We start from the raw sequence: 25,621 nt of genomic DNA, 5'->3' as shown, positions 1-25,621 counted from the left end.
AGGTCTTAATGGCTAAGAAAGAAATCAATATCAATAATTACGGCGACGATGCCATCCAAGTCTTAGAAGGCTTAGATGCTGTTCGTAAACGTCCTGGTATGTACATCGGATCAACTGATGGAACGGGATTACACCATTTGGTTTGGGAAATCGTGGACAATGCGGTTGATGAGGCGCTCTCTGGCTTTGGTGATCAGATTGATGTGACCATTAACAAAGATGGCTCAGTGACGGTAGCTGACCACGGTCGCGGGATGCCAACTGGTAAGCACGCTATGGGCATTCCGACGGTGGAAGTCATCTTTACGGTGCTCCATGCTGGCGGGAAATTCGGTCAAGGCGGTTACAAGACATCTGGTGGGCTGCACGGGGTCGGTTCGTCTGTCGTTAATGCTCTGTCTAGCTGGTTAGAGGTTGAAATTACCCGTGACGGTGCGGTTTATAAGCAGCGTTTTGAAAATGGCGGGAAGCCCGTCACCACACTCAAGAAAATAGGCACAGCTCCTAAGTCCAAATCAGGGACAAAGGTCAGCTTTATGCCAGACAGCATGATTTTTTCAACGACAGAGTTTAAATTTAACACCATAGCAGAGCGACTCAAGGAATCTGCCTTCCTGCTCAAGAACGTTACCATGACCCTGACGGACAATCGTCCAGACGAAGTCTTGCAGAAGTCCTTTCATTTTGAAAATGGGGTTCAAGACTTCGTCGAATACCTCAACGAGGATAAGGAGACATTGACACCTGTCATCTTTTTTGAAGGTGAGGAGCAAGGTTTCCAAGTAGAAGTGGCGCTTCAGTACAATGACGGTTTCTCTGATAATATCCTCTCCTTTGTTAATAACGTCCGCACTAAGGATGGCGGAACGCATGAGACAGGACTTAAATCAGCTATCACCAAGGCTATGAACGACTATGCCAGAAAAACGGGCTTGCTCAAGGAGAAGGACAAAAACTTGGAAGGTTCTGACTACCGCGAAGGGCTGTCGGCTATTCTCTCGGTCTTGGTGCCTGAGCAGCACTTGCAGTTTGAAGGGCAAACCAAGGACAAGCTGGGATCACCGCTGGCGCGTCCAATCGTTGATGGTATCGTCTCTGAGAAATTGACCTATTTTCTTTTGGAAAATGGCGAGGTCGCTTCAAATCTTGTTCGTAAGGCCATCAAGGCGCGTGATGCGCGGGAAGCTGCCCGCAAGGCGCGTGATGAATCGCGTAATGGCAAGAAGAATAAGAAGGACAAAGGCCTTTTATCTGGTAAGCTGACGCCAGCCCAATCTAAAAACCCTAAGAAAAATGAACTTTATCTGGTCGAAGGGGATTCTGCCGGCGGCTCTGCCAAGCAAGGTCGTGACCGTAAGTTCCAAGCCATCCTCCCTCTGCGTGGTAAGGTGCTCAACACCGCCAAGGCCAAGATGGCAGACATCGTCAAGAACGAGGAAATCAATACTATGATTTACACCATCGGTGCTGGTGTCGGAGCTGACTTCAAGGTGGAAGATGCCAACTACGATAAGATTATCATCATGACTGATGCTGATACTGACGGTGCCCACATTCAGACGCTGCTCCTGACCTTTTTCTATCGCTACATGCGTCCCTTGGTGGAAGCTGGTCATGTCTATATCGCTCTGCCCCCATTGTACAAAATGAGTAAGGGTAAGGGTGCCAAAGAAGTGGTTGAATATGCCTGGACTGACCAAGAGCTAGAAGAACTGCGCAAGCGATTTGGTAAAGGTGCTATCCTCCAACGTTACAAGGGGTTGGGGGAAATGAACGCCGACCAGCTTTGGGAAACCACTATGAATCCTGATACCCGCACTCTTATCCGTGTAAACATAGAAGACCTCGCGCGTGCCGAACGCCGTGTCAACGTCCTCATGGGTGACAAAGTCGAACCCCGCCGCAAATGGATTGAGGATAATGTTAAATTTACGTTGGAAGAGACTACAGTGTTTTAACTCGCTGGCTAGAAATGAAAGGAAACCTCTCTATTTCTAGCACGGTAAGTCCTATCCTGGACTTACCTAAGCGCCTTACTAGCTCGAAAGCAAAATAATAACGATTTTGCTTTCTCACGTCGTAGGAGGGATTGTGAAAATTTTTGAGTTTGATTATTGGGTTGAGAGAATGAAAGATAAGGCTTTGCGTATAAGTGAATGGTGTACAAACTATCTAAATCATACGCAGGAGTTGGAGAAAGGCACCAAGTTAAAAATTCTTGATAATAAAGACTATCTCAGAGATGGTGCTATAAGAATGTTTATAAAAGGGATCGCTTTTGCAGCATTCTTTGCTGTATTAGGTACGGTGATAGTGTCGAGGATGATTCCATCTGACCTTGGAAGCCCTATTCATATTATTTTAGCCGTTATATTTTTGACTTGCTCCTTCTTTTTTATATTTCTAGCCTATTCTTCTCTTGTATTTGCTTTTCTTCGCTACTTAAAAACTTTTAGTATTATTCTTTCAATGTTGATTGTGGCATTTATTAGCGGAGGTTTAGTCTATAGTTTAGGAGATGAGAATAAAAAAGTATCGGATTATATATGTTGTTCATGTCCCTCGGTACAATCTTTACCACCAAGTAGTAGCAATTCATTTGAAAAAGCCTTACAGTCTGTATTTATAAAGTATGAATTAGGTGATTTATTCACTGACAATGCCTGGCAACTTTGGGTAATAGTAATTATGATATTAGGCATTTCTTGTCTTTCTTCCTATTTGATAGTGAAATCACTTGAAATTTTTGATATAGAAATAGTTAAAAAAGGCAATGAAATTGTACTGCTCCCTTTAGGAGTGTTGACTTTCATTATTGGTGTTGAGTTAGAGAAAGTTAGCCCGATAGGCATGTTCCTTTTATCATTACTTATTCAAACAGCTCTCATAACTTGGTCCGCTGATAGAAGATTAGAAAAAGAAAGCTTAAAAGCTCAAAATATTTTTCAAACGCAATTACTTTCAACAGCGCCTGACTATAAAGAACTTAAAAAATGTTATTATCATGGTGGTGAGAAATACAAAGAAAAGATGTTGAGTACAGAAAAATTTTTAAAAGTCATTCTTTGGAATGAAGAGAGTTCATTTTACACTTGGAAATCTTATGAAGACTACTTAGAATACAAAAATTATAGATATAAACAGTTTCGGAAAAACAGTAAAGAAGGATATTTAACAAATGTCTAACATTCAAAACATGTCCCTTGAGGACATCATGGGAGAGCGCTTTGGCCGCTACTCCAAATACATCATTCAAGAGCGGGCACTGCCGGACATTCGTGACGGGCTCAAACCCGTTCAGCGTCGCATTCTTTATTCTATGAATAAGGATGGCAATACCTTTGAAAAGGGCTTCCGGAAGTCTGCAAAATCTGTCGGTAACGTCATGGGTAACTTTCACCCTCACGGCGACAGCTCCATCTACGACGCCATGGTCCGCATGTCTCAGGATTGGAAGAACCGCGAGACCCTGATTGAAATGCACGGGAACAACGGTTCCATGGACGGTGATCCAGCCGCTGCCATGCGTTATACTGAGGCAAGGTTATCAGAGATAGCTGGTTATCTGCTCCAAGACATTGACAAGAATACCGTGCCCTGGGCTTGGAACTTTGATGACACGGAAAAAGAGCCGACCGTCTTGCCAGCTGCCTTTCCAAACCTTTTGGTCAATGGGGCGACTGGGATTTCTGCTGGTTACGCAACGGATATCCCGCCGCATAATTTAGCTGAAGTTATTGATGCTGTGGTCTACATGATTGACCATCCCTCTGCCAAGGTGGAAAAACTTATGGAATTCTTACCTGGGCCAGATTTTCCAACGGGAGCTATTATTCAGGGTAAGGATGAAATCAAGAAAGCCTACGAAACAGGGAGGGGACGTGTCGTTGTCCGTTCTCGCACCGCTATTGAAACCTTAAAAGGTGGCAAAAAGCAAATTGTGGCGACTGAAATTCCTTATGAAGTCAATAAAGCGGTATTGGTCAAGAAGCTTGACGATGTGCGTGTTAACAACAAAGTGCCTGGTATTGCTGAAGTCCGTGATGAATCTGACCGTGATGGTCTGCGCATTGCTATTGAACTCAAAAAAGATGCAGATGAGGAAACTATTCTCAATTACCTCTTCAAATACACTGACTTGCAGGTTAATTACAACTTCAACATGGTAGCCATTGACAATTATACGCCACGTCAAGTGGGGATTGTGCCTATGCTGTCCAGTTATATTGCTCACCGCAAGGACATCATTGTAGCTCGCTCTAAATTTGATAAGGAAAAAGCTGAGAAACGTCTGCATATTGTTGAGGGGTTGATTCGCGTCATTTCTATTCTAGATGAAGTGATTGCTCTTATTCGCGCGTCTGAAAATAAGGCTGACGCCAAAGAAAACCTTAAGGTTAGTTATGAGTTTTCTGAGGAACAAGCTGAAGCCATTGTAACCTTGCAACTGTATCGTTTGACCAATACCGATATTGTGACTTTAGAAAATGAAGAAGCTGAGCTGCGTGACAAAATCACTATGCTCAAAGCTATTATCGGTGATGAGCGCACCATGTTTAACGTGATGAAACGTGAGCTTCGTGAAGTTAAGAAAAAATTTGGTAATCCGCGTCTGACAGAATTGCAAGCTCAAGCACAGACTATTGAGATTGATACCGCCAGTCTTATCGTTGAAGAAGAAACCTTCGTCAGTGTGACCCGTGGTGGCTATATCAAACGTACCAGCCCACGTTCTTACAACTCATCGACGGTTGATGAGGTCGGTAAGCGTGATGATGATGAACTTATTTTCGTTCAGCAGGCCAAGACTACGCAACACTTGCTCATTTTCACTAATTTGGGGAATGTTATTTACCGTCCTGTCCACGAAATCACTGATATTCGTTGGAAAGACATCGGTGAGCATTTGTCACAAACGATTACGAATTTTGCGACCGATGAAGAAGTCCTCTACGCAGAAATTGTGGATGATTTCGAAGAGCAAACTTATTTCGCAGTGACCAAACTCGGTCAAATCAAACGCTTTGAGCGTAAGGAATTCACACCATGGCGGACTTACAAGTCTAAGGCAGTTAAATTTGCCAAACTCAAGAACGATGAGGATAGAATTGTCACCGTTCATTCGATTGCTTTAGATGATGTTATGTTAGTGACTCTTAATGGCTACGCTCTGCGATTTAACATCGAAGAAGTTCCAGTCGTTGGCGCCAAGGCAGCCGGTGTCAAAGCTGTTAATCTTAAGGACGGCGATCTTGTTCAGGTGGCTTTTGTTGCTAACACTGAAAGCATGTATCTTCTCACGCAACGAGGAAGTCTTAAACGTATGGCGTTGGAAGTCATTCCAGTAACTAGCCGTGCTAAGCGTGGTTTGCAAGTTCTGCGAGAACTCAAATCCAAACCTCATCGTGTCTTTGTAGCTGGTCCAGTCCATTCTTCAAATGACAGTCAGAGTTTAGACTTGTTCAGTACAGCGGAACTTTCTGATGACACCGAAGTATTGCAAATCATGTCAACTACAGGTAAAGTTTATGATGTCATCCTAGAAGATTTGAGCCTATCAGAACGTACTAGCAACGGTAGCTTTATCTCTGATAGCATCTCAGATGAAGGTGTTTATGCAGCTAAAATCAAGTAAGAGAGTAGTCACTCTTTTACTTTTTAGGTAAATTTTCAGAATTTTGTGAAAAGTACTTGAAAAAAACAGAAAAAAGCGTACAATAGAAAAAAACGAGAAAGAGGATTTTTATAATGACAGTAGATCTTGATTGGGAAAATTTAGGGTTCGAATATCACAAACTACCATTCCGTTATATTTCTTACTACAAAGATGGCAAGTGGGATGAAGGAAAATTAACAGAAGATGCAACCCTTCACATTTCAGAAGCTTCACCAGCTCTTCACTATGGTCAAGAGGCCTTTGAAGGTTTGAAAGCCTACCGCACAAAAGATGGCTCAGTACAATTATTCCGCCCTAACATGAACGCTGAACGTTTGCAACGCACGGCAGATCGACTCCTGATGCCACAGGTACCAACGGATAAGTTTATTGACGCTTGTAAACAAGTGGTTCGTGCTAATGAGGAGTACGTTCCGCCATACGGCACAGGAGGAACTTTATATCTGCGTCCACTTTTGATTGGTGTAGGTGATGTCATCGGTGTCCATCCAGCTACAGAATATATTTTTACCATTTTTGCTATGCCTGTTGGTAACTATTTTAAGGGCGGTTTGGTACCAACGAACTTCTTGATTCAAGATGATTATGACCGTGCAGCTCCAAATGGTACAGGTGCTGCTAAGGTAGGTGGTAACTATGCAGCAAGCCTATTACCAGGGAAAGTTGCTCATGAACGCAAGTTCTCGGATGTTATTTACCTTGACCCTGCAACTCACACTAAGATTGAAGAAGTAGGTTCAGCAAACTTCTTTGGTATTACCAAAGATAATGAATTCATCACCCCACTGAGCCCATCTATCTTGCCATCAATTACAAAATATTCACTTTTGTATTTGGCAGAACATCGATTTGGCATGGAAGCTATTCAAGGTGACGTTAAGCTTGATGAATTGGATAAATTTATAGAAGCTGGTGCTTGTGGTACAGCAGCGGTCATCTCCCCAATCGGCGGTGTTCAACATGGCGATGATTTTCATGTTTTCTACAGCGAGACAGAAGTTGGGCCAGTTACACGTAAACTTTATGAAGAATTGACCGGTATTCAATTTGGTGATGTTGAAGCACCAGAAGGTTGGATTTATAAAGTTTAAGAAAATTAAAGCTTGCTCTTGCAAGCTTTTTTGATTTTCGGTAAAATGTAACAAGTGAGGTGATAGAATGAGTAAAAAAGACAAAAAAATTGAAATCCAGTTGACGGATAGTTCCGTAACTGTTGGCGATGCCCAAGTTGATGGCTATGCTCTTGTTATTGGTAAAAAGAAAGTTGGAGAAATTACAGAACTAGACGGTAAATTTGCAGTAATCAAAAATACCCAAGTTGACACATTTTTTAAAACATTAGATCAAGCTATTGAAAATATTATTGAAAATTACAACCTAAATCATTAAAAATAGTGAAAAAGACTTGCAGACGAACAAAAACTATGATAGAATAGTTTTTGTTGTTATGGAAGGGTAGCGAAGAGGCTAAACGCGGCGGACTGTAAATCCGCTCCTTCGGGTTCGGGGGTTCGAATCCCTCCCCTTCCATTTCTAAGGTATTAGGGTGTTCAAATATACAGATATGTAGATTAAATGAATCGATCTTTCATCTAGCGTTCAGTCTGAGTTCATTTCAGAATAATATCTTAGTTAGAAACTTTGGGGTATAGCCAAGCGGTAAGGCAAGGGACTTTGACTCCCTCATGCGTTGGTTCGAATCCAGCTACCCCAGTCAAAGGTATCAGGTTCTAAATCTGACACCGTCAAGGATAAAAAGAGTTGTCGTTGCGGGTTACCTTGAGAAAATATATTGTTATCAAAAGCTAGCTATGCTAGCTTTTGTTGGAGGATTTTTTAGAATGAATGAATTTGAAGATTTGCTAAACAGTGTTAGCGAAGTTAATCCTGGTGACGTAGTCACTGCGGAAGTTTTAACAGTTGATAACGATCAAGCAAACGTTGTTATTGAAGGCACTGGTGTTGAAGGTGTGCTTACACTTCGTGAATTGACTAATGATCGTAATGCAGATATCAATGATTTGGTTAAAGCTGGCGACACCGTTGAAGTGCTTGTTCTTCGTCAAGTTGTAGGTAAAGATACTGATACCGTAACTTTCCTTGTATCTAAAAAACGTTTGGAAGCTCGCAAAGCATGGGACAAACTTGTTGGTCGTGAAGGTGAAGTTGTTACTGTCAAAGGCACACGTGCTGTTAAAGGTGGTCTTTCCGTTGAATTTGAGGGACTTCGTGGTTTTATTCCAGCCTCAATGATTGATACTCGTTTTATTCGTAATACTGAAAAATTTGTTGGTCAAGAATTTGATGCAAAAATTAAAGAAGTTGATGCAGCAGAAAACCGTTTCATCCTTTCACGTCGTGAAGTTGTTGAAGAAACAGCAGCAGCAGCACGTGAAGCAGTTTTCTCAAAACTTGCTGAAGGTGAAGTTGTAACAGGTAAAGTTGCTCGTTTGACAAGTTTTGGTGCCTTCGTTGATCTTGGTGGAGTAGATGGACTTATCCATGTAACTGAGTTATCACACGAACGCAACGTTTCACCTAAATCTGTTGTTTCTGTTGGTGAAGAAGTTGAAGTTAAAGTTCTTTCAATTGATGAAGAAGCAGGACGTGTTTCATTGTCACTTAAAGCAACAACGCCTGGACCATGGGATGGTGTTGAGCAAAAACTTGCTGCTGGAGATGTTGTTGAAGGTAAAGTTAAACGTTTGACTGATTTTGGTGCCTTTGTTGAAGTCTTGCCAGGAATTGATGGACTTGTTCACATTTCACAAATTTCACATAAACGCGTTGAAAATCCTAAAGATGTCTTGTCTGTTGGTCAAGATGTTACTGTTAAGGTTCTTGAAGTTAATGCTGCTGATGAACGTGTTTCACTTTCAATCAAAGCGCTTGAAGAACGTCCAGCACAAGCTGAAGGTGAAAAAGAAGAAAAACGTCAATCTCGTCCACGTCGTCCAAAACGTGAAGCTAAACGTGATTATGAACTTCCAGAAACTCAAACTGGATTCTCAATGGCTGACTTGTTCGGTGACATTGAATTGTAATAAGTTTTAGAATATTTTCAATAGGTGGGACGACAAAATCGAATTTCTACTAATTATCGATTTTTCTCCCTCCTTTTCTTTTGTGTTATAGTATAATGATACTATCCATCCTTAGTGTAATGGATATCACACAAGATTCCGGTTCTTGTGATGGGGGTTCGATTCCCTCAGGATGGATAAAATATAGCAGAAAACCCTTGTAAATCAAGGGTTTTCTGCTATATTTTTCCCTAATTCTGCCCCAAAAATATTTCTAACCCTGCCATTATTTTCTTGTTTTGACTCTTCGAGCAAATGGGCATAAACTGATAAAGTGGTGTTTATACTCTTCGAAAATCAAAATTATCCGTTGTCAACTTGCCTTGATGAACTCAAGTTCTATCGTCGGCTTCGTTTCCTAGGCTACTTTTGATTTTCATTGAGTATTAAGTCTTTATGTCCAATCAATTTTGATATTGCAAATAGCTCCACGCCTTGAGAAATGAGATAAGAAACATAAGTATATCGTAAACTATGAACGTGGACATCACGTCCAACTAATCGCTTAAGTGCTTTGTTTGCGGCCGTGTTCGATAGCCCTTCGAAGATCCTTTGAACGGGTCGGAATGTGGCTATATATTCATCTAACAGCTTGATAGTTTCTTGGTTGATTGGAACATCTCGCAAACTTGAGGGGGTAGTTGGCGCATTGCCTTTACTTTTACCGTAGACTTTATAGGTTTTAGTAATATGGATTAGTTTGTTATCTCTGTCTATATCTGCTAAGTCAATTCTCATAGCTTCAGAAAAACGCAAACCAGTAACAACTATTAGGTGGATAGCTACACGTGACCTATGTAAGGGGTGTTTGCTGGAGATTTTGATAAAATTTAGATACTCAGGATGGATAAAAGGATCATCATTAACTGTAGTAGATTGATGATAAGTTAATATTTAGTGAGAACGAAGACGTTCTCGCTTTTTTTCTTTTTAACAATGAGAATTCTATGAAACACTGCTCATAATTATAAAATTGGATAAATGGTTATAAGGATGAATCGGGATGATAGTTTGGGATTTTTCTTGTTTCAGTTGACTATGATCAAAAAAAAAACACACGTTCTCCGTGATAAATTAATGATCGTGGAGAGCGTGGAGTCAAAATGGTTACGAAATCGTGGCTAACAAGGTATCAGCAGTAGTAGTTGGCAAGATTCGTACTCTATTAAGTGAAAGAAGTCCATTATTGATATTGGCTATTCCTTCGTTGGTAGTTACTCCTAGTTTGTAGTCTAGGTTTGAAGCCAGTTCAAGCGTGGTATCAGAGTAACGACCAGCGGGATAGGCAATTGCAATAGTGTCTTGGTTAAGGTTTTGATCAAGATAGACTTTAGATTCTTTCATTTCGTTTTTTTGTGTTTCAGCACTTTGAACGGATAAATCTGGATGATTAACGGTATGATCTTGGAAGGACATACCATGTTTTTTCATGTCAAGCATTTGTTCTAGAGAAAGATTGCCAGAATTTCCGACAGTTCCAGTGATAACATTGTTTGTTGCCTTGGCCTTATATTTTTTTAAAATGGGGTAGGCAATATCGTGAAAGTCCCACAAGCTATCGTCGAAAGTTAACCAGATAATTTTGTTGTTGCCATTTGGTAAGACATTTTCAGTGAATACTCTATAAGCTTCTTCGGGTGTTAAGAAATAATAGCCCTCTTGTACTAAACGTTGAATGTGACTTTCAAAAGTTATCGGATCAACTATCAAATTAGCGTTAGCTGCTTCTTCAGGTGCAATATTATGAATGGCATGGTACATTAAAATAGGAACTGAAACTGTTTCATCCGCCTTTTTCCATTCAACTGTATCAGTATTAGTATTTTGCTTGGATGAATTAGTAGGTGTTGTGGAAGCTTTTTGATTTTGTATTTTGCTAATTTTTGTTGAAGAAGCTGAGTTGTTAAGAGAAATTTTCCTATCTTTGAGAGTGAATACCAAAAAAGCAATAGACAATACGCAAGCAAATAAAAGGAAGAGGTTAAGAATTAGCCAGAATGAGTTTGGTTTATGACGACGATGATTTCTTTTTTTCATAAAAATCTCCTAAAAATATGGTTGGTATTGATTAAATAATACTCTTGGAAAATCAAATTTATTATTGACGTGATTTGATGAACTTCAATTTTATCTATGCTTATATTTCTTATTTATAACTTTGGTTTTCATTGAGTATGATTAGAAAATGACTACTACCTTTTTCTATTGTATCATTTTTAACCATAAAAGTTTATTAATAGGGATATTCGGTAAATTCTCAAAGTAAGTTCTAGTTCCCGTCCTTCCAGAAGTTACTCTGAGAAAACTGCATAAAATCAACAGAATTTAGTCTCAGACTAAGTTCTGTTTTTGACTAAACTAAGGCTTCAAGGGTGTTTTAGGCTTGAAATTGTTGAAAAAAAGGGTACACTAAAGTTACTGGCTCTGAGATGTCTCAAAGTAAGTTCTAGCTATCTGGAATTTTGGATGGGACAAGTTCCTTTCTATTTTTGATTAGTTTTTATGATAAAAATTAGCGATTATTTATCCAATAATCGAGGTGATTGGATGACGTTCTCAGGGTCAATTTTAGAGATACCCAGAAGTGTTGCCAATTCCTCACCGTAGGTAAATGTAAAGAGTTCATAAGCCGATTTTCCGTTGAAAGCAGCTCGTTTGACACTGTTGACATGCGAACAAACTAGGTTGATGTCCTCCTGTGTCAAGTTGTCAAAACTAGTTCCTTTAGGAAGAATATCTCTGATAAGTGTGTGATTCTTCTCAATTCTCCCTTTCTGGTCAGAGCGATTTGGGTCACAGAAGAATAGCTTAGACTCTCCGCGAACATCCATTTCGATATCGTCCACTCTAGCGAATTCACCACCATTGTCGGTCAGAACGACAGGGAATAGTTCGCAGAAGTCTATCTTCTTCTGATGCAGGTTGTTCTTGATAACGTAGAGGTGTTTAGCGACTTCGTTAGCTGTTTTGTTATCCAGTAACCGAGCGAAGATGAAATTACAGAAGGAGAGGTTAAGAGTGAGAAGTAGCTTTCCGCCGATACGTCCAGTAACGGTGTCCATTTCCAGCCAATAGCTGATTCCTTCTTTAGTGAGAAAGCGTTGGAAGTCCTCGTAAGACCGTCCTTCTTTGGCAGTTTTAGGAATGGGTTGGAGGTTTCTGGTTCTCCTTTTTCTGAATTTCACGACACGTGGGAAATCAATAGGTTTTGTGGACAGATAGCCTTTTTCGAGGTATCGGTAGATAGAAGCTCTGGATGCTGACAGTTCGTTGGAGGCGATGATGTGGTTGAGGTGTTGTCCTTTTTTGATGGCAGAAGAGACAATCTCGTCCATGCGATAGAATTCTTCTTTGTTTAGGGCAACACCTGTTCTCGAATCTGAGAGCTTAGCTTCATAATCCAGCTGAGCTCTTTTTGCGTAGTAGAACTGTTTCTGGTATCCACAATTGGTTCTCTTTTTCGGACAGGCATTACACACATAGGGAGCCTTTTTGAGTAGAGGGCAGGTTTCACAATTAGATGTCACAGAATTTTCTTTAACCACTCGATTTCTGCGAACTTCTTTTGAGATTGTGGACGGATCTTTTCCTAGCTTAGCTGCTATAGCTGAGAAGGGCTTAGGTTGTTCAATTCCTATTTGAATATCGTTGCGATCAGAGAGAGTTAAGTGTTTGTTTTTCATTGTCAGTTACCAACTTGTCCCATAGTAAGTTCTACCTTATTTTTTTGTCTCAGTCTAATTTCCAGTTTTGGTGTTAGACTAGAACTTACTTTGAGAATTTAGGGTTTGTTTTTCATTGTTAGTTACCAACTTGTCCCATAGTAAGTTCTACCTTATTTTTTTGTCTCAGTCTAATTTCCAGTTTGGGTGTTAGACTAGAACTTACTTTGAGAATTTAGGATAGGGATATTCTTATCTAAAATATGTTATTTTTCTGTAAATTCTGAATAATTTTTGGTATAATGGAAAAAATGTTTTTATTTTTGGAATGGAAGAGTCTCTCAGCTTTTCCATTAAAAATAGTTGAATTGAGGAATTTTACATGTCTATTAAAATTGGTTTACTTGGTTTTGGTACAGTTGCAAGTGGCATTCCCTTTCTTTTAAAAGAAAATGCGGAAAAAATTATTGCAGCTGCTCACAATGACCTTGAAATTGCTAAGGTACTGGTCAAAGATGAGGATGAAAAAAATCGCTTAATAGCAGCTGGTCATGACTATCATTTTGTAACAAATGTTGATGAGATTTTGAATGATGCCGATATTCAGATTGTTGTTGAATTGATGGGACGCATTGAGCCTGCTCGTACCTTTATTACCAAAGCGCTTGAAGCTGGCAAAAATGTGGTCTCGGCAAATAAAGATTTGATTGCGACACATGGGAAAGGGTTGATTTCTCTAGCGCAAGCTAAAGGTGTTGCCTTTTACTACGAAGCTGCGGTTGCTGGTGGCATTCCAATTTTACGCACTTTGGCAAATTCACTGACATCTGACAAGGTTACTCGTATCTTGGGGGTACTTAATGGAACATCGAATTTTATGATGACCAAGATGGTTGACGAAGGTTGGACTTACGAGGCTGCACTTAGAACTGCTCAGGAACTTGGTTACGCTGAAAGCGATCCAACAAATGATGTAGAAGGGATTGATGCAGCTTATAAGGCTGTCATTCTCAGCCAATTTGGTTTTGGAATGACTGTAGACTTTGATCAAGTTTCTCACAAAGGAATCACAACCATTACACCAGACGATGTAGCAGTAGCGCAAGAATTAGGCTATGTCATTAAGTTGGTCGGAGATATTCGTGAGGTTGCTTCAGGAATTTCAGCAGAAGTGGCTCCTACCTTCCTTCCACAAAATCATCCTCTTGCTAGTGTTAATGGTGTTATGAATGCAGTCTTTGTTGAGTCTATTGGTATCGGTGAGTCTATGTACTACGGCCCAGGAGCAGGTCAAAAGCCTACTGCAACCTCTGTAGTGGCTGATATTATTCGTATTGCCCGTCGCTTGAGTGATGGTAATGTTGGTAAAGCATTCAATGAATTTGCTCGTGAAACAAGATTGGCTGATTCAGCAGATGTTTTCGCTAAATATTATTTTGCTATCAATGTTCCTGATAAGAGTGGTCAAATTCTTCGTCTAGCTGAAATTTTTAATACAGAAGATATTTCATTTGAACAAGTTTTACAACAAAAAGCAAACGGTGAAGAAGCTCGTGTTGTTATTATTACCCATGAACTCAGCAAAACGCAGCTTGAGTCAGTGATTGCTAAGTTGAACGCAGTTGAAGATTTTCAAGTGGTGAATACCCTTAAAGTTTTAGGTGATTAGTTTGATTAGATAAAAGGAATTTTCTGTGACTTAGGAGAAACTCATGAAAATTATTGTACCTGCAACGTCTGCCAATATTGGTCCTGGTTTTGACTCAGTTGGTGTTGCTCTTTCAAAATACCTTGAAATTGTGATTATGGAGCCATCTAAAGATTGGTTTATTGAGCATGACTTGGGAGAAAATATTCCAACCGATGCCTCCAATCTTTTGATTAAAACAGCACTTCGGGTCACGTCAACTATACAACCACATCGGATTAAGATGATCTCTGATGTGCCCTTGGCTAGAGGACTAGGCTCATCAAGTTCTGTTATTGTAGCGGGTATTGAACTTGCTAATCAGTTGGCAAATTTGAACTTGACAGCTGATGAAAAATTAGCAATTGCAACTGAAATTGAAGGTCATCCAGATAATGTTGCGCCAGCTATTTTTGGGAATCTGGTTATCTCTAGTTATCTGAATCAGAAAGTCAGTAGCATTGTGGCTGATTTTCCAGAAACAGCTTTTATTGCCTTTATTCCGAATTATGAGCTAAAGACGAGTGATAGTCGTGGTGTCCTCCCTAGTGAACTCAGCTATAAAGAAGCTGTTGCGGCTTCTTCAGTTGCTAATGTGGCAATCGCTGCGCTATTGACAGGAGACTTAGTGAAAGCAGGTCAAGCTATTCAGGGCGACCTTTTCCATGAACGTTTCCGTCAACAGTTAGTTAAGGAGTTTTCACCAATTAAAGCTCTAGCCAAAAAAGAAGGTGCCTATGCAACGTATTTGTCTGGTGCTGGTCCAACAGTAATGGTTTTGGCTAGCAAGGACAAAGAAGAAACCATTTTAGCAGGTCTAAAGGCATTGCAGTTAGATGGACAAGTATGCTCTTTGCGTGTGGATACTAACGGTGTTATTGTAGAAGATTGATTTTTTAAGAATTTTTAAAATCTAGTTTTCATCTTCTATGAAGGGCGTTCTAACTAGTTTTAGAATGGCTAACAAGTGACTTTTACTTTGAATAATACTCTTCGAAAATCAAAATTATCCGTTGTCAACTTGCCTTGATGAACTCAAGTTCTATCGTCGACTTCGTTTCCTAGGCTACTTTTGATTTTCATTGAGTATAAGTATATGAAATGAAAAAAGAACTCTTGATTTTGGTCAAGGGTTTTCTGATGAGGAGAAAGAATGCACAAACAAACTGTTGTTGATTTCAAAGATTTGGGACAGCGTTTGGTTTTTAAAAATCCCTTACGAGAGTTAATTGCAGAGCGTTTAGAGGAAGTTATTCCTGTCTTAAGGAAAGTAGAAAGCTATCAAAAACAAGGGTATTATGTAGTTGGTTACCTTTCTTACGAAGCCAGTAAGGCTTTCGAGCCTAAATGTCAGGTTCACCAAAGACAGTTGTCAGGTGAGCATTTTGCTTATTTTACTGTTCATGAGACCGCTGTTCAAGATATATTTCCTTTAACCTACAATGATGTTGTAATGCCAAAGCACTGGGATAATTTGACCAACAAAAAAGTTTATGAGGAAGCTATTTCAGAAATTCATCATCAGATTAGGCATGGAAATACCTATCAAGTAAATTACACGGTTCAGTTGAAAAGTGAAGTAGAAACAGACAGCTTTGCTATTTACAATAGACTTGTTGTTGAGCAAGGGGCAGCTTACAATATTTATGTAGCGCACGATGATTTTGCGGTGGTTTCGGCTAGTCCAGAATTATTTTTTGAGAAAAAGCAACGCGTGTTGAGAACACGTCCGATGAAAGGAACGACCAAACGCGGGAAAAATAGTTCTGAAGATTTAGCTCAAAGAAATTGGCTAGAACAGGATGTCAAAAACCGTGCAGAAAATATGATGATTGTGGATTTGCTGAGAAACGATATGGGACGTATTTCTGAGATTGGTAGCGTTACGGTCACTAAACTTTGTCAGCTTGAGCGCTATTCAACGGTCTGGCAGATGACATCAACCATTGAAAGTCATTTAAAAATTGATACGGATTTGGTAGATGTTTTTACAGCTCTATTTCCCTGTGGTTCTATCACAGGTGCACCAAAATTATCCACAATGGACACCATTTATCGTCTAGAGAATGAACCGCGTGGTGTTTACTGTGGAACGGTGGGAATCTGCCTACCAAACGGAGATTGCATTTTTAATGTTGCTATACGAACCTTGCAGATTTATCGTAGTCAGGCTATTTATGGAGTAGGTGGCGGCATTACCTGGGATAGTCAATGGCAAGATGAATACGAAGAAACATGTCAAAAGAGTGCTATACTTTATAGGCAGCAAAAACAATTTGACCTGATAACAACTGGAAAAATTTGTGAGGGAAAGCTTACGTTTTTAGAGGAGCATTTGCAACGTCTTTTAGAATCAAGCGACTATTTTGACTATTCATTTGATAAAGATAAGGCAAGAAGAAATATTGAGGAGGCATTGAAAGGACTTGATAAGCAGCAAAACTATCGTATGCGAATCAGACTTGAGAAATCTGGGCAGTTGCACCTTGATACTGAAGAACTTGCAGATCTCCCCAAAACATTTTTGAAAGCAAAGCTTGTGGAGCGAAAAGTGTTGCTTGACCAACCGTTCACTTTTTTCAAGACATCTTATCGGCCGCATATTTCTACACAGGGTAGTGACCAAATCTTTATTTCTCCAGAAGGCTATCTTCAAGAAACTTCTATTGCAAATCTCATTTTAGAGATTGATGGGGAATGGTTGACGCCGCCTGCTAAAGTGGGGCTTTTAGAAGGAATTTATCGAAACTATCTCATAAAAAGTGGTAAGGTCAAAGAAGTTTTATTGACTAGAGAAGATCTAAAGAAAGCACAACAAGTGTATGCTTGTAACGCTGTTCGTGGCCTTTATCCTTTGGAGATTGTTGATTAATAAAACTAATATTTGAATACAAGGATAAAAGTCAGCTTAGTTAGTTTCTAGTCTCTTTCCTGTGGTATAATAGAACTAATCTGTTTTTGAAAGAAGTGTCATCATGAATTATCAAGAATGCTTGAATTGGATACATAGTCGTTTAAAATTTGGTATTAAACCAGGCTTGGAACGTATGCTCTGGATGTTAAATGAACTTGGCAATCCGCAGAATAATTTGTCTGCTGTTCATATTGTCGGAACAAATGGTAAAGGTTCAACAACCAGTTACTTACAACATATTTTCAGTCAAGCTGGGTATCATGTTGGGACATTTACCTCACCTTATATTGTTGACTTTAGAGAACGTATCAGCATTGATGGTGAGATGATTTCCGAGCCTGATTTTGTAACATTGGTTGAAAAGGTTAAACCGATTGTGGATGCTTTAGATAAAATGCCTGACTTTGAAGCGGCAACGGAATTTGAAGTTATCACTGTTTTAATGTTTGAATATTTTGGTCACCAGCACCCAGTTGATATTGCTTTTATTGAGGCAGGTATGGGGGGATTATATGATTCTACCAATGTTTTTAAAGCTCTAGCAGTTATTTGCCCATCTATCGGATTGGATCATCAAGCAGTCCTTGGCGAGACATATAAAGAAATTGCTGCGCAAAAAGTTGGTGTTCTCAAAGAAGGCGTTCCATTTATTTATGCCAGTGAACGTGAGGATGTCGTTGAAGTATTTGAAAAAAATGCTCAACAAAATAAAAGTCAAACTTATCGCTTAAACAAAGACTTTCATGTCACCTTACACAAAGGAGGATTTGATTATACCAGCCAGACGGTTCGAATGACGAATGTTCGTCTTTCAATGAAAGGAGAACATCAGGTTAGAAATGCTAGTCTAGTCATCACTGCAGCTTTGCTCTTGTCGGAAGATTATCCAAAAGTTGATGAAAAAGCCATAAGACAGGGACTTTTGCAAACCAAATGGGCGGGGCGAACAGAACTGATGGCACCAAATGTCATGATTGATGGAGCACACAATAATGAGAGCATTACTGCATTGGTTGATGTTTTGAAATCTTATAAAGATAAGAACATCCACATCCTCCTAGCGGCTATTAACACTAAGCCAGTTGATAGTATGCTGTCCATTCTTAGTCAAGTAGCCCCTGTTCAGGTGACGAGTTTTGATTACCCAACTGCCCTCAACTTGACTGACTATCCAAAAGGTTACCACAGAGTTGAAAAGTGGCAAGATTGGTTGGATGAGATAGATGAGCAGAGCGAAAAAGATTTTTATATCATTACAGGATCGCTTTATTTTATCTCGCAAGTGAGGCAAGAACTTCTCTCAAGACAGCCAAGACAGAAAAAAGAGAAATGAGATTACAAAATATGACGAACAATCAAGAAAAACTGGAACAAGCTATCTATCAGTTGTTAGAGGCTTTGGGAGAAAATCCCGAACGAGAGGGGCTTATTGAGACTCCTAAACGTGTCGCAAAAATGTACCAAGAAATGTTTTCAGGACTAAATGAGGATCCTAAGGATCAATTTACTGCTGTTTTTACTGAAAATCATGACGAGGTTGTCTTGGTCAAGGATATTCCTTTTTATTCTATGTGTGAACATCATCTTGTGCCATTTTATGGTGTGGCCCATGTTGCCTATCTGCCAAGTGATGGTCGCGTCACTGGTCTGAGCAAGCTAGCACGAGCTGTTGAAGTTGCTAGCAAACGTCCTCAACTTCAAGAGCGTCTCAATGCTCAGGTTGCGGATGCTCTTGAAGAGGCCTTGCAGCCTAAAGGTGTTTTTGTCATGTTGGAAGCAGAGCATATGTGCATGACCATGCGCGGTATTAAAAAGCCTGGTAGTAAAACTGTTACAACAGTTGCTAGAGGTATTTTCAAAGATAATCGTGAAGAACGTAAGGAGATACTATCTTTAATTCGTGAGAAGTAAGGAGAAACTATGAAAATCGGAAAACATGATATTTCAGGAAATGCTTGTATTATGGGTGTTCTGAACGTGACACCTGATTCTTTTTCTGATGGGGGGCATTACACTGAGATTGAACAGGCCTTGGCACAGGTTGCTAAAATGGTAGAAGAAGGTGCCAAAATTATTGATGTTGGTGGAGAATCAACACGATCTGGATACGGTTTTGTAGAGTTTGTAGAGACAGAGGAAGAGATTACACGTGTAGTTCCTGTTATCAAGGCGATTAAGGAGCGCTTTGATGTCTTGGTCAGTATTGACACTTATAAAACAGAAACTGCACGTGCTGCTTTAGAAGCTGGAGCTGATATTCTTAATGATGTTTGGGCGGGACTCTATGATGGTCAGATGTTGGCCTTAGCGGCTGAAAAAAATGTTCCTATCATTTTAATGCACAATCAAGATGAGGAGAGTTATCAAAATATCACGTTAGAAGTCTGCGACTTTTTGAATAAACGAGCTCAAGCTGCATTAGAAGCTGGAGTTGCTAGGGAAAATATTTGGATTGATCCTGGCTTTGGTTTTGCCAAAAATGTTGAGCAAAATATAGACTTACTTAAAGGGCTAGATAGGGTTTGCCAACTAGGTTATCCTGTCCTTTTTGGTATTTCTCGTAAACGTGTAGTGGACTATCTTCTTGGAGGCGATACTGCCGCTTTGGAGAGAGATATGGGGACAGCGGCTCTTTCTGCTTGGGCTATCAGTAAAGGATGTCAGATCGTTCGCGTTCATAATGTTGATCTTAACCGCGACATTATTAAGGTTATTAGCCAATTGATTTAGGAGACGGAAATGGACAAGATTATTTTGAAAGGTTGCCGTTTTTATGGTTATCACGGTGCTTTTGTTGAGGAACAGACCTTAGGTCAAATTTTTGTCATTGATTGTACTTTACAGGTGGATTTAGAAAAAGCAGCACAGACAGATGACTTGGAAGACACGGTACACTATGGGATGGTTTTTGAGACGATTCAACGTCAGGTAGAGGGGAAAAAATACAAACTGATTGAACGTTTAGCTGGTGCTATTTGTGAGGATATTTTTGAACAATTTGCTGCTGTACAAGCTATCACTCTTCGTATTACCAAAGAAAATCCTCCGATTAAGGGACATTATGATGCGGTAGGAGTTGAATTGGAGCGTAGTCGATGACACGCGTGTATTTAAGTTTGGGTTCAAATATTGGAGACAGACGAGACTATCTGAATAGAGCAATTACCGCCTTATCAAAGCTGCCGAGAACACAACTTATTGAGGTGTCCTCACTCTATGAAACACCAGCTTGGGGTCTGACAGATCAAGATGATTTTTTCAACCTCTGTTGTGAACTTGAAACACAGCTTAAATCGCAAGAATTGCTCGGCCATTGTCAAAGAATAGAAAAGGAACTCGACCGTGTTCGGCATCAACATTGGGGGCCAAGAACCTTGGATATTGACATCCTGCTTTTTGGTGAGGAAGTCATTGATACGGAAGTACTCAAAATCCCTCATCCCTACATGACTCAGCGGGCTTTTGTTCTGGTGCCTCTTTTGGAACTTGATCCAGACTTAAGAGTTAAGGGAGAAAAACTCTCTGAAAAATTACTCCAACTGGACACCAGTCACATTGTAAAAGTTTAGAATTCCTATCGTCAAATCTTGTGTTTTTTGATATAATTATAATCGGCTTTGTGCCGATTTTTTAGTATTGAAAAGTTTGGAAAGAAATCATGATTAATTTTTTAAATGAAGAGTTAAAGGGAATTGACATTCGTGTTGATGAACCTCTAAAAAAGTACACCTATACAAAAGTAGGAGGCCCAGTAGACTATTTGGCCTTTCCTAGAAATCGCTATGAGCTGTCTCGGATTGTCAAGTTTGCAAATGCTCATAGCCTACCTTGGATGGTTTTGGGAAACGCTAGTAATATTATTGTGCGAGATGGGGGTATCCGTGGCTTTGTCATTATGTTTGATAAGCTCAATGGTGTGACAGTTGACGGTTATGTTATTGAAGCAGAAGCAGGAGCCAATCTGATTGAGACGACCCGTGTTGCAAAATTCCATAGTTTAACTGGTTTTGAATTTGCCTGTGGCATCCCTGGTAGCATTGGTGGAGCTGTCTTTATGAATGCTGGAGCCTACGGTGGTGAGATTGCTCACATTTTGATTTCTGCCCAAGTGTTGACTAAAGAAGGAAATATCAAAACCATTGAAGGACGCGATATGAAATTTGGCTACCGCCATTCGGTTGTTCAAGATACAGGAGATGTGGTTATTTCTGCTAAATTTGCTCTTAAGGCGGGGGATTATGTCAAAATCAGTCAAGAGATGGCTCGCCTGACCCATCTGCGTGAATTAAAACAACCCCTAGAATCTCCGTCGTGCGGGTCTGTATTTAAGCGACCACTTGGTCATTTTGCTGGTCAGCTGATTAGTGAAGCCAACTTAAAAGGTTACCGTATCGGTGGCGTTGAAGTGAGTAAAAAACATGCTGGTTTTATGGTTAATGTCGCTGACGGCTGTGCCAAAGATTATGAAGATTTAATTACTTATGTCATTGAGGCTGTCGAAGCTCATTCTGGTATTCGTTTAGAGCCAGAAGTTCGAATTATTGGAGAAAAGCTTTCTGACAAGTCTAATGAATAGATGTGCTCATCTAAGGTTATAAGGTTACTGCTTGTTCAACAAGGTGTAAGCATGTGAACTTTCCTTTCTTGAAGATGTGAAACTCCCTTGTTAAAAATAGAATATAGAGGTTTTATGAGAATTGACTAATCCAATCATTGCATTTAATAATGTGTCAAAAGTTTTCGAAGATAACGATACCGTTGTTTTGAAAAATATTAATTTTGAACTGGAAGAAGGGAAATTTTACACCCTTCTAGGTGCTTCAGGTAGTGGAAAGTCCACTATTTTAAATATCATTGCTGGTCTCTTAGACGCTTCATCGGGTGATGTTTATCTGGATGGCAAACGAATCAATGATGTCCCAACCAATAAACGCGATGTCCACACTGTTTTTCAGAATTATGCTCTTTTTCCACATATGAATGTTTTTGAAAATGTTGCTTTTGCTTTAAAACTAAAAAAGGTAGACAAAAAGGAAATTGAAATCCGAGTAAAAGAAGCTCTGAAAATGGTGCAATTGGAAGGGTTTGAGAAACGTCCTATTCAAAAATTATCAGGTGGGCAGCGTCAGCGTGTAGCGATTGCACGTGCCATCATTAATCAACCTCGTGTTGTTCTCTTGGATGAACCGCTATCGGCTCTTGATTTAAAACTACGAACGGAAATGCAGTACGAATTGCGAGAGTTACAGCAACGTCTTGGAATCACTTTTGTTTTTGTCACACATGATCAAGAAGAAGCCTTGGCGATGTCAGACTGGATTTTTGTCATGAACGAGGGGGAAATTGTTCAATCGGGGACACCTGTTGATATCTATGATGAACCAATTAACCATTTTGTAGCAAATTTTATCGGGGAATCTAATATTCTGTCCGGTAAAATGATTAAAGATTATTTGGTAGAATTTAACGGCAAACGTTTTGAGGCGGTTGATGGTGGGATGCGTCCCAATGAACCAGTTGAAATTGTCATTCGTCCTGAGGATTTGCAGATTACGTTGCCAGAAGAAGGTAAATTGCAAGTCAAGGTTGACACGCAGCTTTTCCGGGGTGTTCACTATGAAATTATCGCCTACGATGAATTAGGCAACGAATGGATGATTCATTCTACGCGTAAGGCTATTGAGGGTGAGGTTATTGGGTTGAATTTTACCCCAGAAGATATTCATATCATGCGTCTCAATGAGACTGAAGAAGAGTTTGATGCGCGTATTGAAGAATATGTGGAAATTGAAGAGCATGAAGATGGTCTGATTAATGCCATTGAGGAGGAGAGACATGAAGAAAACCTCTAGTCTGTTCTCTGTACCCTATCTACTTTGGATTGTTTTATTTGTTGTTGCACCCTTGTTCCTCTTGCTTTATCAATCGTTTTTTGATATTCAAGGTCACTTTACTCTTGCTAACTATGCGACTTTCTTTAGTTCATGGACCTACCTTCGTATGAGTTTTAATTCCATAATTTATGCCGGAGTTATTACCTTGGTGACACTTATTATTAGTTACCCAGCTGCTTATTTATTGACAAAACTCAAACACAAGCAACTGTTGTTGATGTTGATTGTTTTACCTACTTGGGTTAATCTCTTGTTAAAGGCTTACGCTTTTATGGGGATTTTTGGTCATCAAGGTGGTGTCAATGCCTTTTTAGAATTTGTTGGTATCGGGCCAAAGCAAATTTTATTTACGGATTTTTCTTTCATTTTTGTTGCCTCCTATATTGAGATTCCTTTTATGCTCTTGCCAATTTTTAATGCACTCGATGATATTGATGACAACGTCATCAATGCCAGTTATGACTTAGGAGCAACCGATGCACAAACCTTTACCAGAGTGATTTTTCCACTATCTCTAAATGGTGTCAGAAGTGGGGTTCAGTCTGTTTTCATTCCTAGTTTAAGTCTCTTTATGCTGACCCGTTTAATTGGAGGAAATCGAGTGATTACGCTTGGAACCGCTATTGAGCAACATTTTCTCACAACACAAAACTGGGGAATGGGGTCAACGATTGGTGTGATTTTAATTATGGCAATGCTAGCAACCATGTGGCTAACGACGGAGAGACAAAAATGAAAAAAATTGCAAACTTATATTTGACTCTTGTCTTTGTTATCCTTTATGTTCCAATTGCTTATTTGATTTTTTACTCTTTCAATTCTGCTGGTGATATGAATGGCTTTACAGGGTTTACTTTGGAACATTACCAAACAATGTTCGAAGATAGTCGTCTCATGTTGATTTTGGTACAGACATTCTTTTTAGCCTTCTTGAGTGCTTTAATTGCAACTATTATTGGTACTTTCGGAACGATTTTTATTTATCAAACTAAATCAAGATATCAGAATGCTCTTTTATCTCTGAATAATGTCTTACTAGTTTCCCCTGATGTTATGATTGGTGCTAGTTTCCTTATTTTGTTTACGATGCTCGGTTTTCTAGGGTTCCAGCTCGGTTTCCTATCAGTACTACTCAGTCACGTTGCCTTTTCAATTCCAATTGTGGTGCTTATGGTATTGCCCCGTCTCAAAGAGATGAATGATGATATGATTAAAGCGGCTTATGATTTAGGTGCAAGCACTTGGCAGATGTTGCGTGAGGTTATGCTCCCCTATCTAACCCCAGGAATTATTTCAGGCTTCTTTATGGCCTTTACCTATTCATTGGATGATTTTGCAGTCACTTTCTTTGTTACTGGGAATGGATTTTCAACCCTATCTGTTGAAATTTACTCACGAGCGCGTAAAGGAATTTCTTTAGAAATCAATGCTTTATCTACTATTGTCTTCTTATTTAGTGTCTTGTTGGTGATTGGCTACTATTTTATTTCACAGGAGAAGGAGGAAAAGCATGCGTAAACTTTATTCTTTTGTGGCAGGGGTTGTTGCCATCATTCTCATTTTATTTTGCTTTGCTTTTTATTTGCAAAAGAGTTCAAGTTCCGGAAGTCAGTCTGATAAGTTGGTGATTTACAATTGGGGAGATTACATTGATCCTGAACTTTTAACCAAGTTTACTAAAGAGACAGGCATTGAAGTTCAATATGAGACCTTTGATTCCAACGAAGCTATGTACACTAAGATTAAGCAAGGCGGAACTACCTATGATATCGCTGTTCCTTCTGATTACATGATTGATAAGATGATTAAGGAAAATCTTTTGGTTAAACTGGACAAATCACAAATCAGTGGCTTGGATAATATAGGGGATGAATTCTTAGGATTGAGTTTTGATCCCAAAAATGATTATTCCATTCCATATTTTTGGGGAACAGTCGGAATTGTTTACAATACAACAATGGTCAAACAAGCACCAGAACACTGGAAGGATTTATGGCGAGAAGAATACCGAAATGATATCATGTTGGTTGATGGTGCGCGCGAGATTATGGGACTAGGTCTAAATACTTTAGGATATAGTTTAAATACTAAAAATTACGAGCGTCTAGAAGAAGTAGAACAAAAACTAAATAGTTTGACTCCTAATATCAAGGCTATTGTTGGTGATGAAATGAAGGGGTACATGATTCAAGGTGATGCAGCCATTGGTGTCACTTTTTCAGGTGAAGCTAGTGAAATGTTAAGTTCAAATGAAGATCTACGTTATGTGGTACCAAGTGAGGGTTCTAATCTTTGGTTTGATAATCTTGTTATTCCAAAAACAGTAAAGCATAAGAAAGAAGCTTACGCCTTCATTAGCTTTATAATGGAACCTAAGAATGCTGCACAAAATGCTGAATATATTGGTTATGCAACACCAAATAAATCCGCTAAAGCCTTGTTACCAGATGACATTAAAAATGATAAAGCTTTTTATCCTTCTGAAAAAACCATTGCTAATCTCGAGGTTTATGATAATCTAGGTGAGAAATGGTTAGGTATATATAATGACCTCTATCTTCAATTCAAAATGTACCGAAAATAATATAGTCTAAAAGAGTCTAAGGGACTGCATATAGGAGGTCAAACAAAGATCTTCTGCGGTTTAGGCTCTTTTGAATTTATAAAATCTCCTCGAAACTTAGTATGAGTTTTGGTACAATAG

The 25,621-nt window shown here is 39.5% G+C and carries 22 protein-coding genes and 3 tRNA genes; 22 read left to right on the top strand and 3 right to left on the bottom strand.

The window, feature by feature from the left end; all coding sequences use genetic code 11:
- Positions 1–8: 8 nt before the first annotated feature.
- The 9 genes from parE (at position 9) to ABZ559_RS08380 (ending at position 8,898) form a co-directional block, all read left to right on the top strand.
- Positions 9–1,958, top strand: coding sequence for a DNA topoisomerase IV subunit B (gene parE, locus ABZ559_RS08420; protein WP_367005960.1), 1,950 nt, complete (start codon positions 9–11; stop codon positions 1,956–1,958).
- 133 nt (positions 1,959–2,091) lie between these two features.
- Positions 2,092–3,186, top strand: a complete 1,095-nt coding sequence (locus ABZ559_RS08415; RefSeq protein ID WP_367005959.1) for a hypothetical protein — start codon at positions 2,092–2,094, stop codon at positions 3,184–3,186.
- On the top strand, positions 3,179–5,635 hold the full coding sequence (parC, locus tag ABZ559_RS08410) for a DNA topoisomerase IV subunit A (RefSeq protein WP_367005957.1): 2,457 nt from the start codon (positions 3,179–3,181) through the stop codon (positions 5,633–5,635). Before ABZ559_RS08415 ends, parC begins: the two co-directional genes overlap by 8 nt.
- Before the next feature lie 113 nt (positions 5,636–5,748).
- Positions 5,749–6,768, top strand: coding sequence for a branched-chain amino acid aminotransferase (locus ABZ559_RS08405; RefSeq protein ID WP_018375602.1), 1,020 nt, complete (start codon positions 5,749–5,751; stop codon positions 6,766–6,768).
- Positions 6,769–6,835: 67 nt separating this feature from the next.
- Positions 6,836–7,066, top strand: a complete 231-nt coding sequence (locus tag ABZ559_RS08400) for a DUF2969 domain-containing protein (protein ID WP_018375603.1) — start codon at positions 6,836–6,838, stop codon at positions 7,064–7,066.
- Positions 7,067–7,126: 60 nt separating this feature from the next.
- Positions 7,127–7,207 (top strand) — tRNA-Tyr (locus ABZ559_RS08395).
- A 112-nt stretch (positions 7,208–7,319) separates the two neighbouring features.
- Positions 7,320–7,391, top strand: a tRNA-Gln gene (locus ABZ559_RS08390).
- 127 nt (positions 7,392–7,518) lie between these two features.
- The gene (gene rpsA / locus ABZ559_RS08385; RefSeq protein ID WP_018375604.1) at positions 7,519–8,721 is read left to right on the top strand and encodes a 30S ribosomal protein S1; all 1,203 of its coding nucleotides are present in this window, start codon (positions 7,519–7,521) and stop codon (positions 8,719–8,721) included.
- Between the two features lie 105 nt (positions 8,722–8,826).
- Positions 8,827–8,898: transfer RNA gene (locus ABZ559_RS08380), tRNA-Arg, on the top strand.
- 225 nt (positions 8,899–9,123) lie between these two features.
- Here the strand turns inward: ABZ559_RS08380 and ABZ559_RS08375 are convergent.
- The 3 genes from ABZ559_RS08375 to ABZ559_RS08365 form a co-directional block, all read right to left on the bottom strand.
- On the bottom strand, positions 9,124–9,540 hold the full coding sequence (locus ABZ559_RS08375) for a site-specific integrase (RefSeq protein WP_367007648.1): 417 nt from the start codon (positions 9,538–9,540) through the stop codon (positions 9,124–9,126).
- Between the two features lie 327 nt (positions 9,541–9,867).
- Positions 9,868–10,797: a polysaccharide deacetylase family protein gene (locus tag ABZ559_RS08370; RefSeq protein ID WP_367005956.1), complete on the bottom strand. Its 930-nt coding sequence runs from the start codon at positions 10,795–10,797 to the stop codon at positions 9,868–9,870.
- Between the two features lie 482 nt (positions 10,798–11,279).
- Positions 11,280–12,443, bottom strand: a complete 1,164-nt coding sequence (locus tag ABZ559_RS08365) for an IS30 family transposase (protein ID WP_367005955.1) — start codon at positions 12,441–12,443, stop codon at positions 11,280–11,282.
- A 361-nt stretch (positions 12,444–12,804) separates the two neighbouring features.
- Here ABZ559_RS08365 and ABZ559_RS08360 point away from each other — a divergent pair, with 361 nt between their 5' ends.
- The 13 genes from ABZ559_RS08360 to ABZ559_RS08300 all read left to right on the top strand — a co-directional run bounded on the left by ABZ559_RS08360 (position 12,805) and on the right by ABZ559_RS08300 (position 25,501).
- The gene (locus ABZ559_RS08360) at positions 12,805–14,091 is read left to right on the top strand and encodes a homoserine dehydrogenase (RefSeq protein WP_367005953.1); all 1,287 of its coding nucleotides are present in this window, start codon (positions 12,805–12,807) and stop codon (positions 14,089–14,091) included.
- A gap of 43 nt (positions 14,092–14,134) precedes the next feature.
- A complete protein-coding gene (thrB, locus tag ABZ559_RS08355; protein WP_018375608.1) occupies positions 14,135–15,001 on the top strand; it encodes a homoserine kinase in 867 nt (288 codons plus the stop codon).
- Between the two features lie 261 nt (positions 15,002–15,262).
- Positions 15,263–16,981, top strand: a complete 1,719-nt coding sequence (gene pabB / locus ABZ559_RS08350; protein WP_367005952.1) for an aminodeoxychorismate synthase component I — start codon at positions 15,263–15,265, stop codon at positions 16,979–16,981.
- Positions 16,982–17,084: 103 nt separating this feature from the next.
- The gene (locus tag ABZ559_RS08345; protein ID WP_367005951.1) at positions 17,085–18,356 is read left to right on the top strand and encodes a folylpolyglutamate synthase/dihydrofolate synthase family protein; all 1,272 of its coding nucleotides are present in this window, start codon (positions 17,085–17,087) and stop codon (positions 18,354–18,356) included.
- A gap of 11 nt (positions 18,357–18,367) precedes the next feature.
- Positions 18,368–18,934 (top strand): GTP cyclohydrolase I FolE, encoded by a 567-nt coding sequence (gene folE, locus ABZ559_RS08340; protein ID WP_033418568.1) that lies wholly within the window; start codon positions 18,368–18,370, stop codon positions 18,932–18,934.
- A 9-nt stretch (positions 18,935–18,943) separates the two neighbouring features.
- Positions 18,944–19,753, top strand: coding sequence for a dihydropteroate synthase (gene folP / locus ABZ559_RS08335; RefSeq protein ID WP_367005949.1), 810 nt, complete (start codon positions 18,944–18,946; stop codon positions 19,751–19,753).
- Positions 19,754–19,762: 9 nt separating this feature from the next.
- Positions 19,763–20,122 (top strand): dihydroneopterin aldolase, encoded by a 360-nt coding sequence (gene folB, locus ABZ559_RS08330; protein WP_367005948.1) that lies wholly within the window; start codon positions 19,763–19,765, stop codon positions 20,120–20,122.
- Positions 20,119–20,592, top strand: a complete 474-nt coding sequence (gene folK / locus ABZ559_RS08325; RefSeq protein ID WP_018375614.1) for a 2-amino-4-hydroxy-6-hydroxymethyldihydropteridine diphosphokinase — start codon at positions 20,119–20,121, stop codon at positions 20,590–20,592. The genes folB and folK overlap by 4 nt, the downstream gene beginning before the upstream one ends.
- A gap of 86 nt (positions 20,593–20,678) precedes the next feature.
- The gene (gene murB / locus ABZ559_RS08320) at positions 20,679–21,599 is read left to right on the top strand and encodes a UDP-N-acetylmuramate dehydrogenase (protein ID WP_367007647.1); all 921 of its coding nucleotides are present in this window, start codon (positions 20,679–20,681) and stop codon (positions 21,597–21,599) included.
- A gap of 121 nt (positions 21,600–21,720) precedes the next feature.
- Positions 21,721–22,875 (top strand): ABC transporter ATP-binding protein, encoded by a 1,155-nt coding sequence (locus tag ABZ559_RS08315; RefSeq protein ID WP_018375616.1) that lies wholly within the window; start codon positions 21,721–21,723, stop codon positions 22,873–22,875.
- Complete coding sequence (locus tag ABZ559_RS08310; RefSeq protein WP_367005947.1) at positions 22,859–23,653, top strand: ABC transporter permease; 795 nt, start codon at positions 22,859–22,861, stop codon at positions 23,651–23,653. The genes ABZ559_RS08315 and ABZ559_RS08310 overlap by 17 nt, the downstream gene beginning before the upstream one ends.
- Positions 23,650–24,435, top strand: coding sequence for an ABC transporter permease (locus ABZ559_RS08305; protein ID WP_273403140.1), 786 nt, complete (start codon positions 23,650–23,652; stop codon positions 24,433–24,435). Before ABZ559_RS08310 ends, ABZ559_RS08305 begins: the two co-directional genes overlap by 4 nt.
- The gene (locus ABZ559_RS08300) at positions 24,428–25,501 is read left to right on the top strand and encodes an ABC transporter substrate-binding protein (RefSeq protein ID WP_367005945.1); all 1,074 of its coding nucleotides are present in this window, start codon (positions 24,428–24,430) and stop codon (positions 25,499–25,501) included. The genes ABZ559_RS08305 and ABZ559_RS08300 overlap by 8 nt, the downstream gene beginning before the upstream one ends.
- Positions 25,502–25,621 lie beyond the last annotated feature (120 nt).

This window comes from Streptococcus sp. ZY19097 (genome assembly GCF_040731245.1).
Taxonomy (GTDB): Bacteria; Bacillota; Bacilli; order Lactobacillales; family Streptococcaceae; genus Streptococcus; species Streptococcus orisratti.
The sequence above is the reverse complement of the archived record's forward strand: the minus strand, read 5'-3'. Positions and strand labels throughout refer to the sequence as shown.

What these genes read in the sequence shown, in the direction of transcription:
- parE (WP_367005960.1), top strand. Translation starts at nt 9, where the DNA reads ATGGCTAAGAAAGAAATCAATATCAATAATTACGGCGACGATGCCATC.
- parC (WP_367005957.1), top strand. Translation starts at nt 3,179, where the DNA reads ATGTCTAACATTCAAAACATGTCCCTTGAGGACATCATGGGAGAGCGC.
- ABZ559_RS08405 (WP_018375602.1), top strand. Translation starts at nt 5,749, where the DNA reads ATGACAGTAGATCTTGATTGGGAAAATTTAGGGTTCGAATATCACAAA.
- ABZ559_RS08400 (WP_018375603.1), top strand. Translation starts at nt 6,836, where the DNA reads ATGAGTAAAAAAGACAAAAAAATTGAAATCCAGTTGACGGATAGTTCC.
- rpsA (WP_018375604.1), top strand. Translation starts at nt 7,519, where the DNA reads ATGAATGAATTTGAAGATTTGCTAAACAGTGTTAGCGAAGTTAATCCT.
- ABZ559_RS08370 (WP_367005956.1), bottom strand. Translation starts at nt 10,797, where the DNA reads ATGAAAAAAAGAAATCATCGTCGTCATAAACCAAACTCATTCTGGCTA.
- ABZ559_RS08365 (WP_367005955.1), bottom strand. Translation starts at nt 12,443, where the DNA reads ATGAAAAACAAACACTTAACTCTCTCTGATCGCAACGATATTCAAATA.
- ABZ559_RS08360 (WP_367005953.1), top strand. Translation starts at nt 12,805, where the DNA reads ATGTCTATTAAAATTGGTTTACTTGGTTTTGGTACAGTTGCAAGTGGC.
- thrB (WP_018375608.1), top strand. Translation starts at nt 14,135, where the DNA reads ATGAAAATTATTGTACCTGCAACGTCTGCCAATATTGGTCCTGGTTTT.
- pabB (WP_367005952.1), top strand. Translation starts at nt 15,263, where the DNA reads ATGCACAAACAAACTGTTGTTGATTTCAAAGATTTGGGACAGCGTTTG.
- ABZ559_RS08345 (WP_367005951.1), top strand. Translation starts at nt 17,085, where the DNA reads ATGAATTATCAAGAATGCTTGAATTGGATACATAGTCGTTTAAAATTT.
- folE (WP_033418568.1), top strand. Translation starts at nt 18,368, where the DNA reads ATGACGAACAATCAAGAAAAACTGGAACAAGCTATCTATCAGTTGTTA.
- folP (WP_367005949.1), top strand. Translation starts at nt 18,944, where the DNA reads ATGAAAATCGGAAAACATGATATTTCAGGAAATGCTTGTATTATGGGT.
- folB (WP_367005948.1), top strand. Translation starts at nt 19,763, where the DNA reads ATGGACAAGATTATTTTGAAAGGTTGCCGTTTTTATGGTTATCACGGT.
- folK (WP_018375614.1), top strand. Translation starts at nt 20,119, where the DNA reads ATGACACGCGTGTATTTAAGTTTGGGTTCAAATATTGGAGACAGACGA.
- ABZ559_RS08310 (WP_367005947.1), top strand. Translation starts at nt 22,859, where the DNA reads ATGAAGAAAACCTCTAGTCTGTTCTCTGTACCCTATCTACTTTGGATT.
- ABZ559_RS08305 (WP_273403140.1), top strand. Translation starts at nt 23,650, where the DNA reads ATGAAAAAAATTGCAAACTTATATTTGACTCTTGTCTTTGTTATCCTT.
- ABZ559_RS08300 (WP_367005945.1), top strand. Translation starts at nt 24,428, where the DNA reads ATGCGTAAACTTTATTCTTTTGTGGCAGGGGTTGTTGCCATCATTCTC.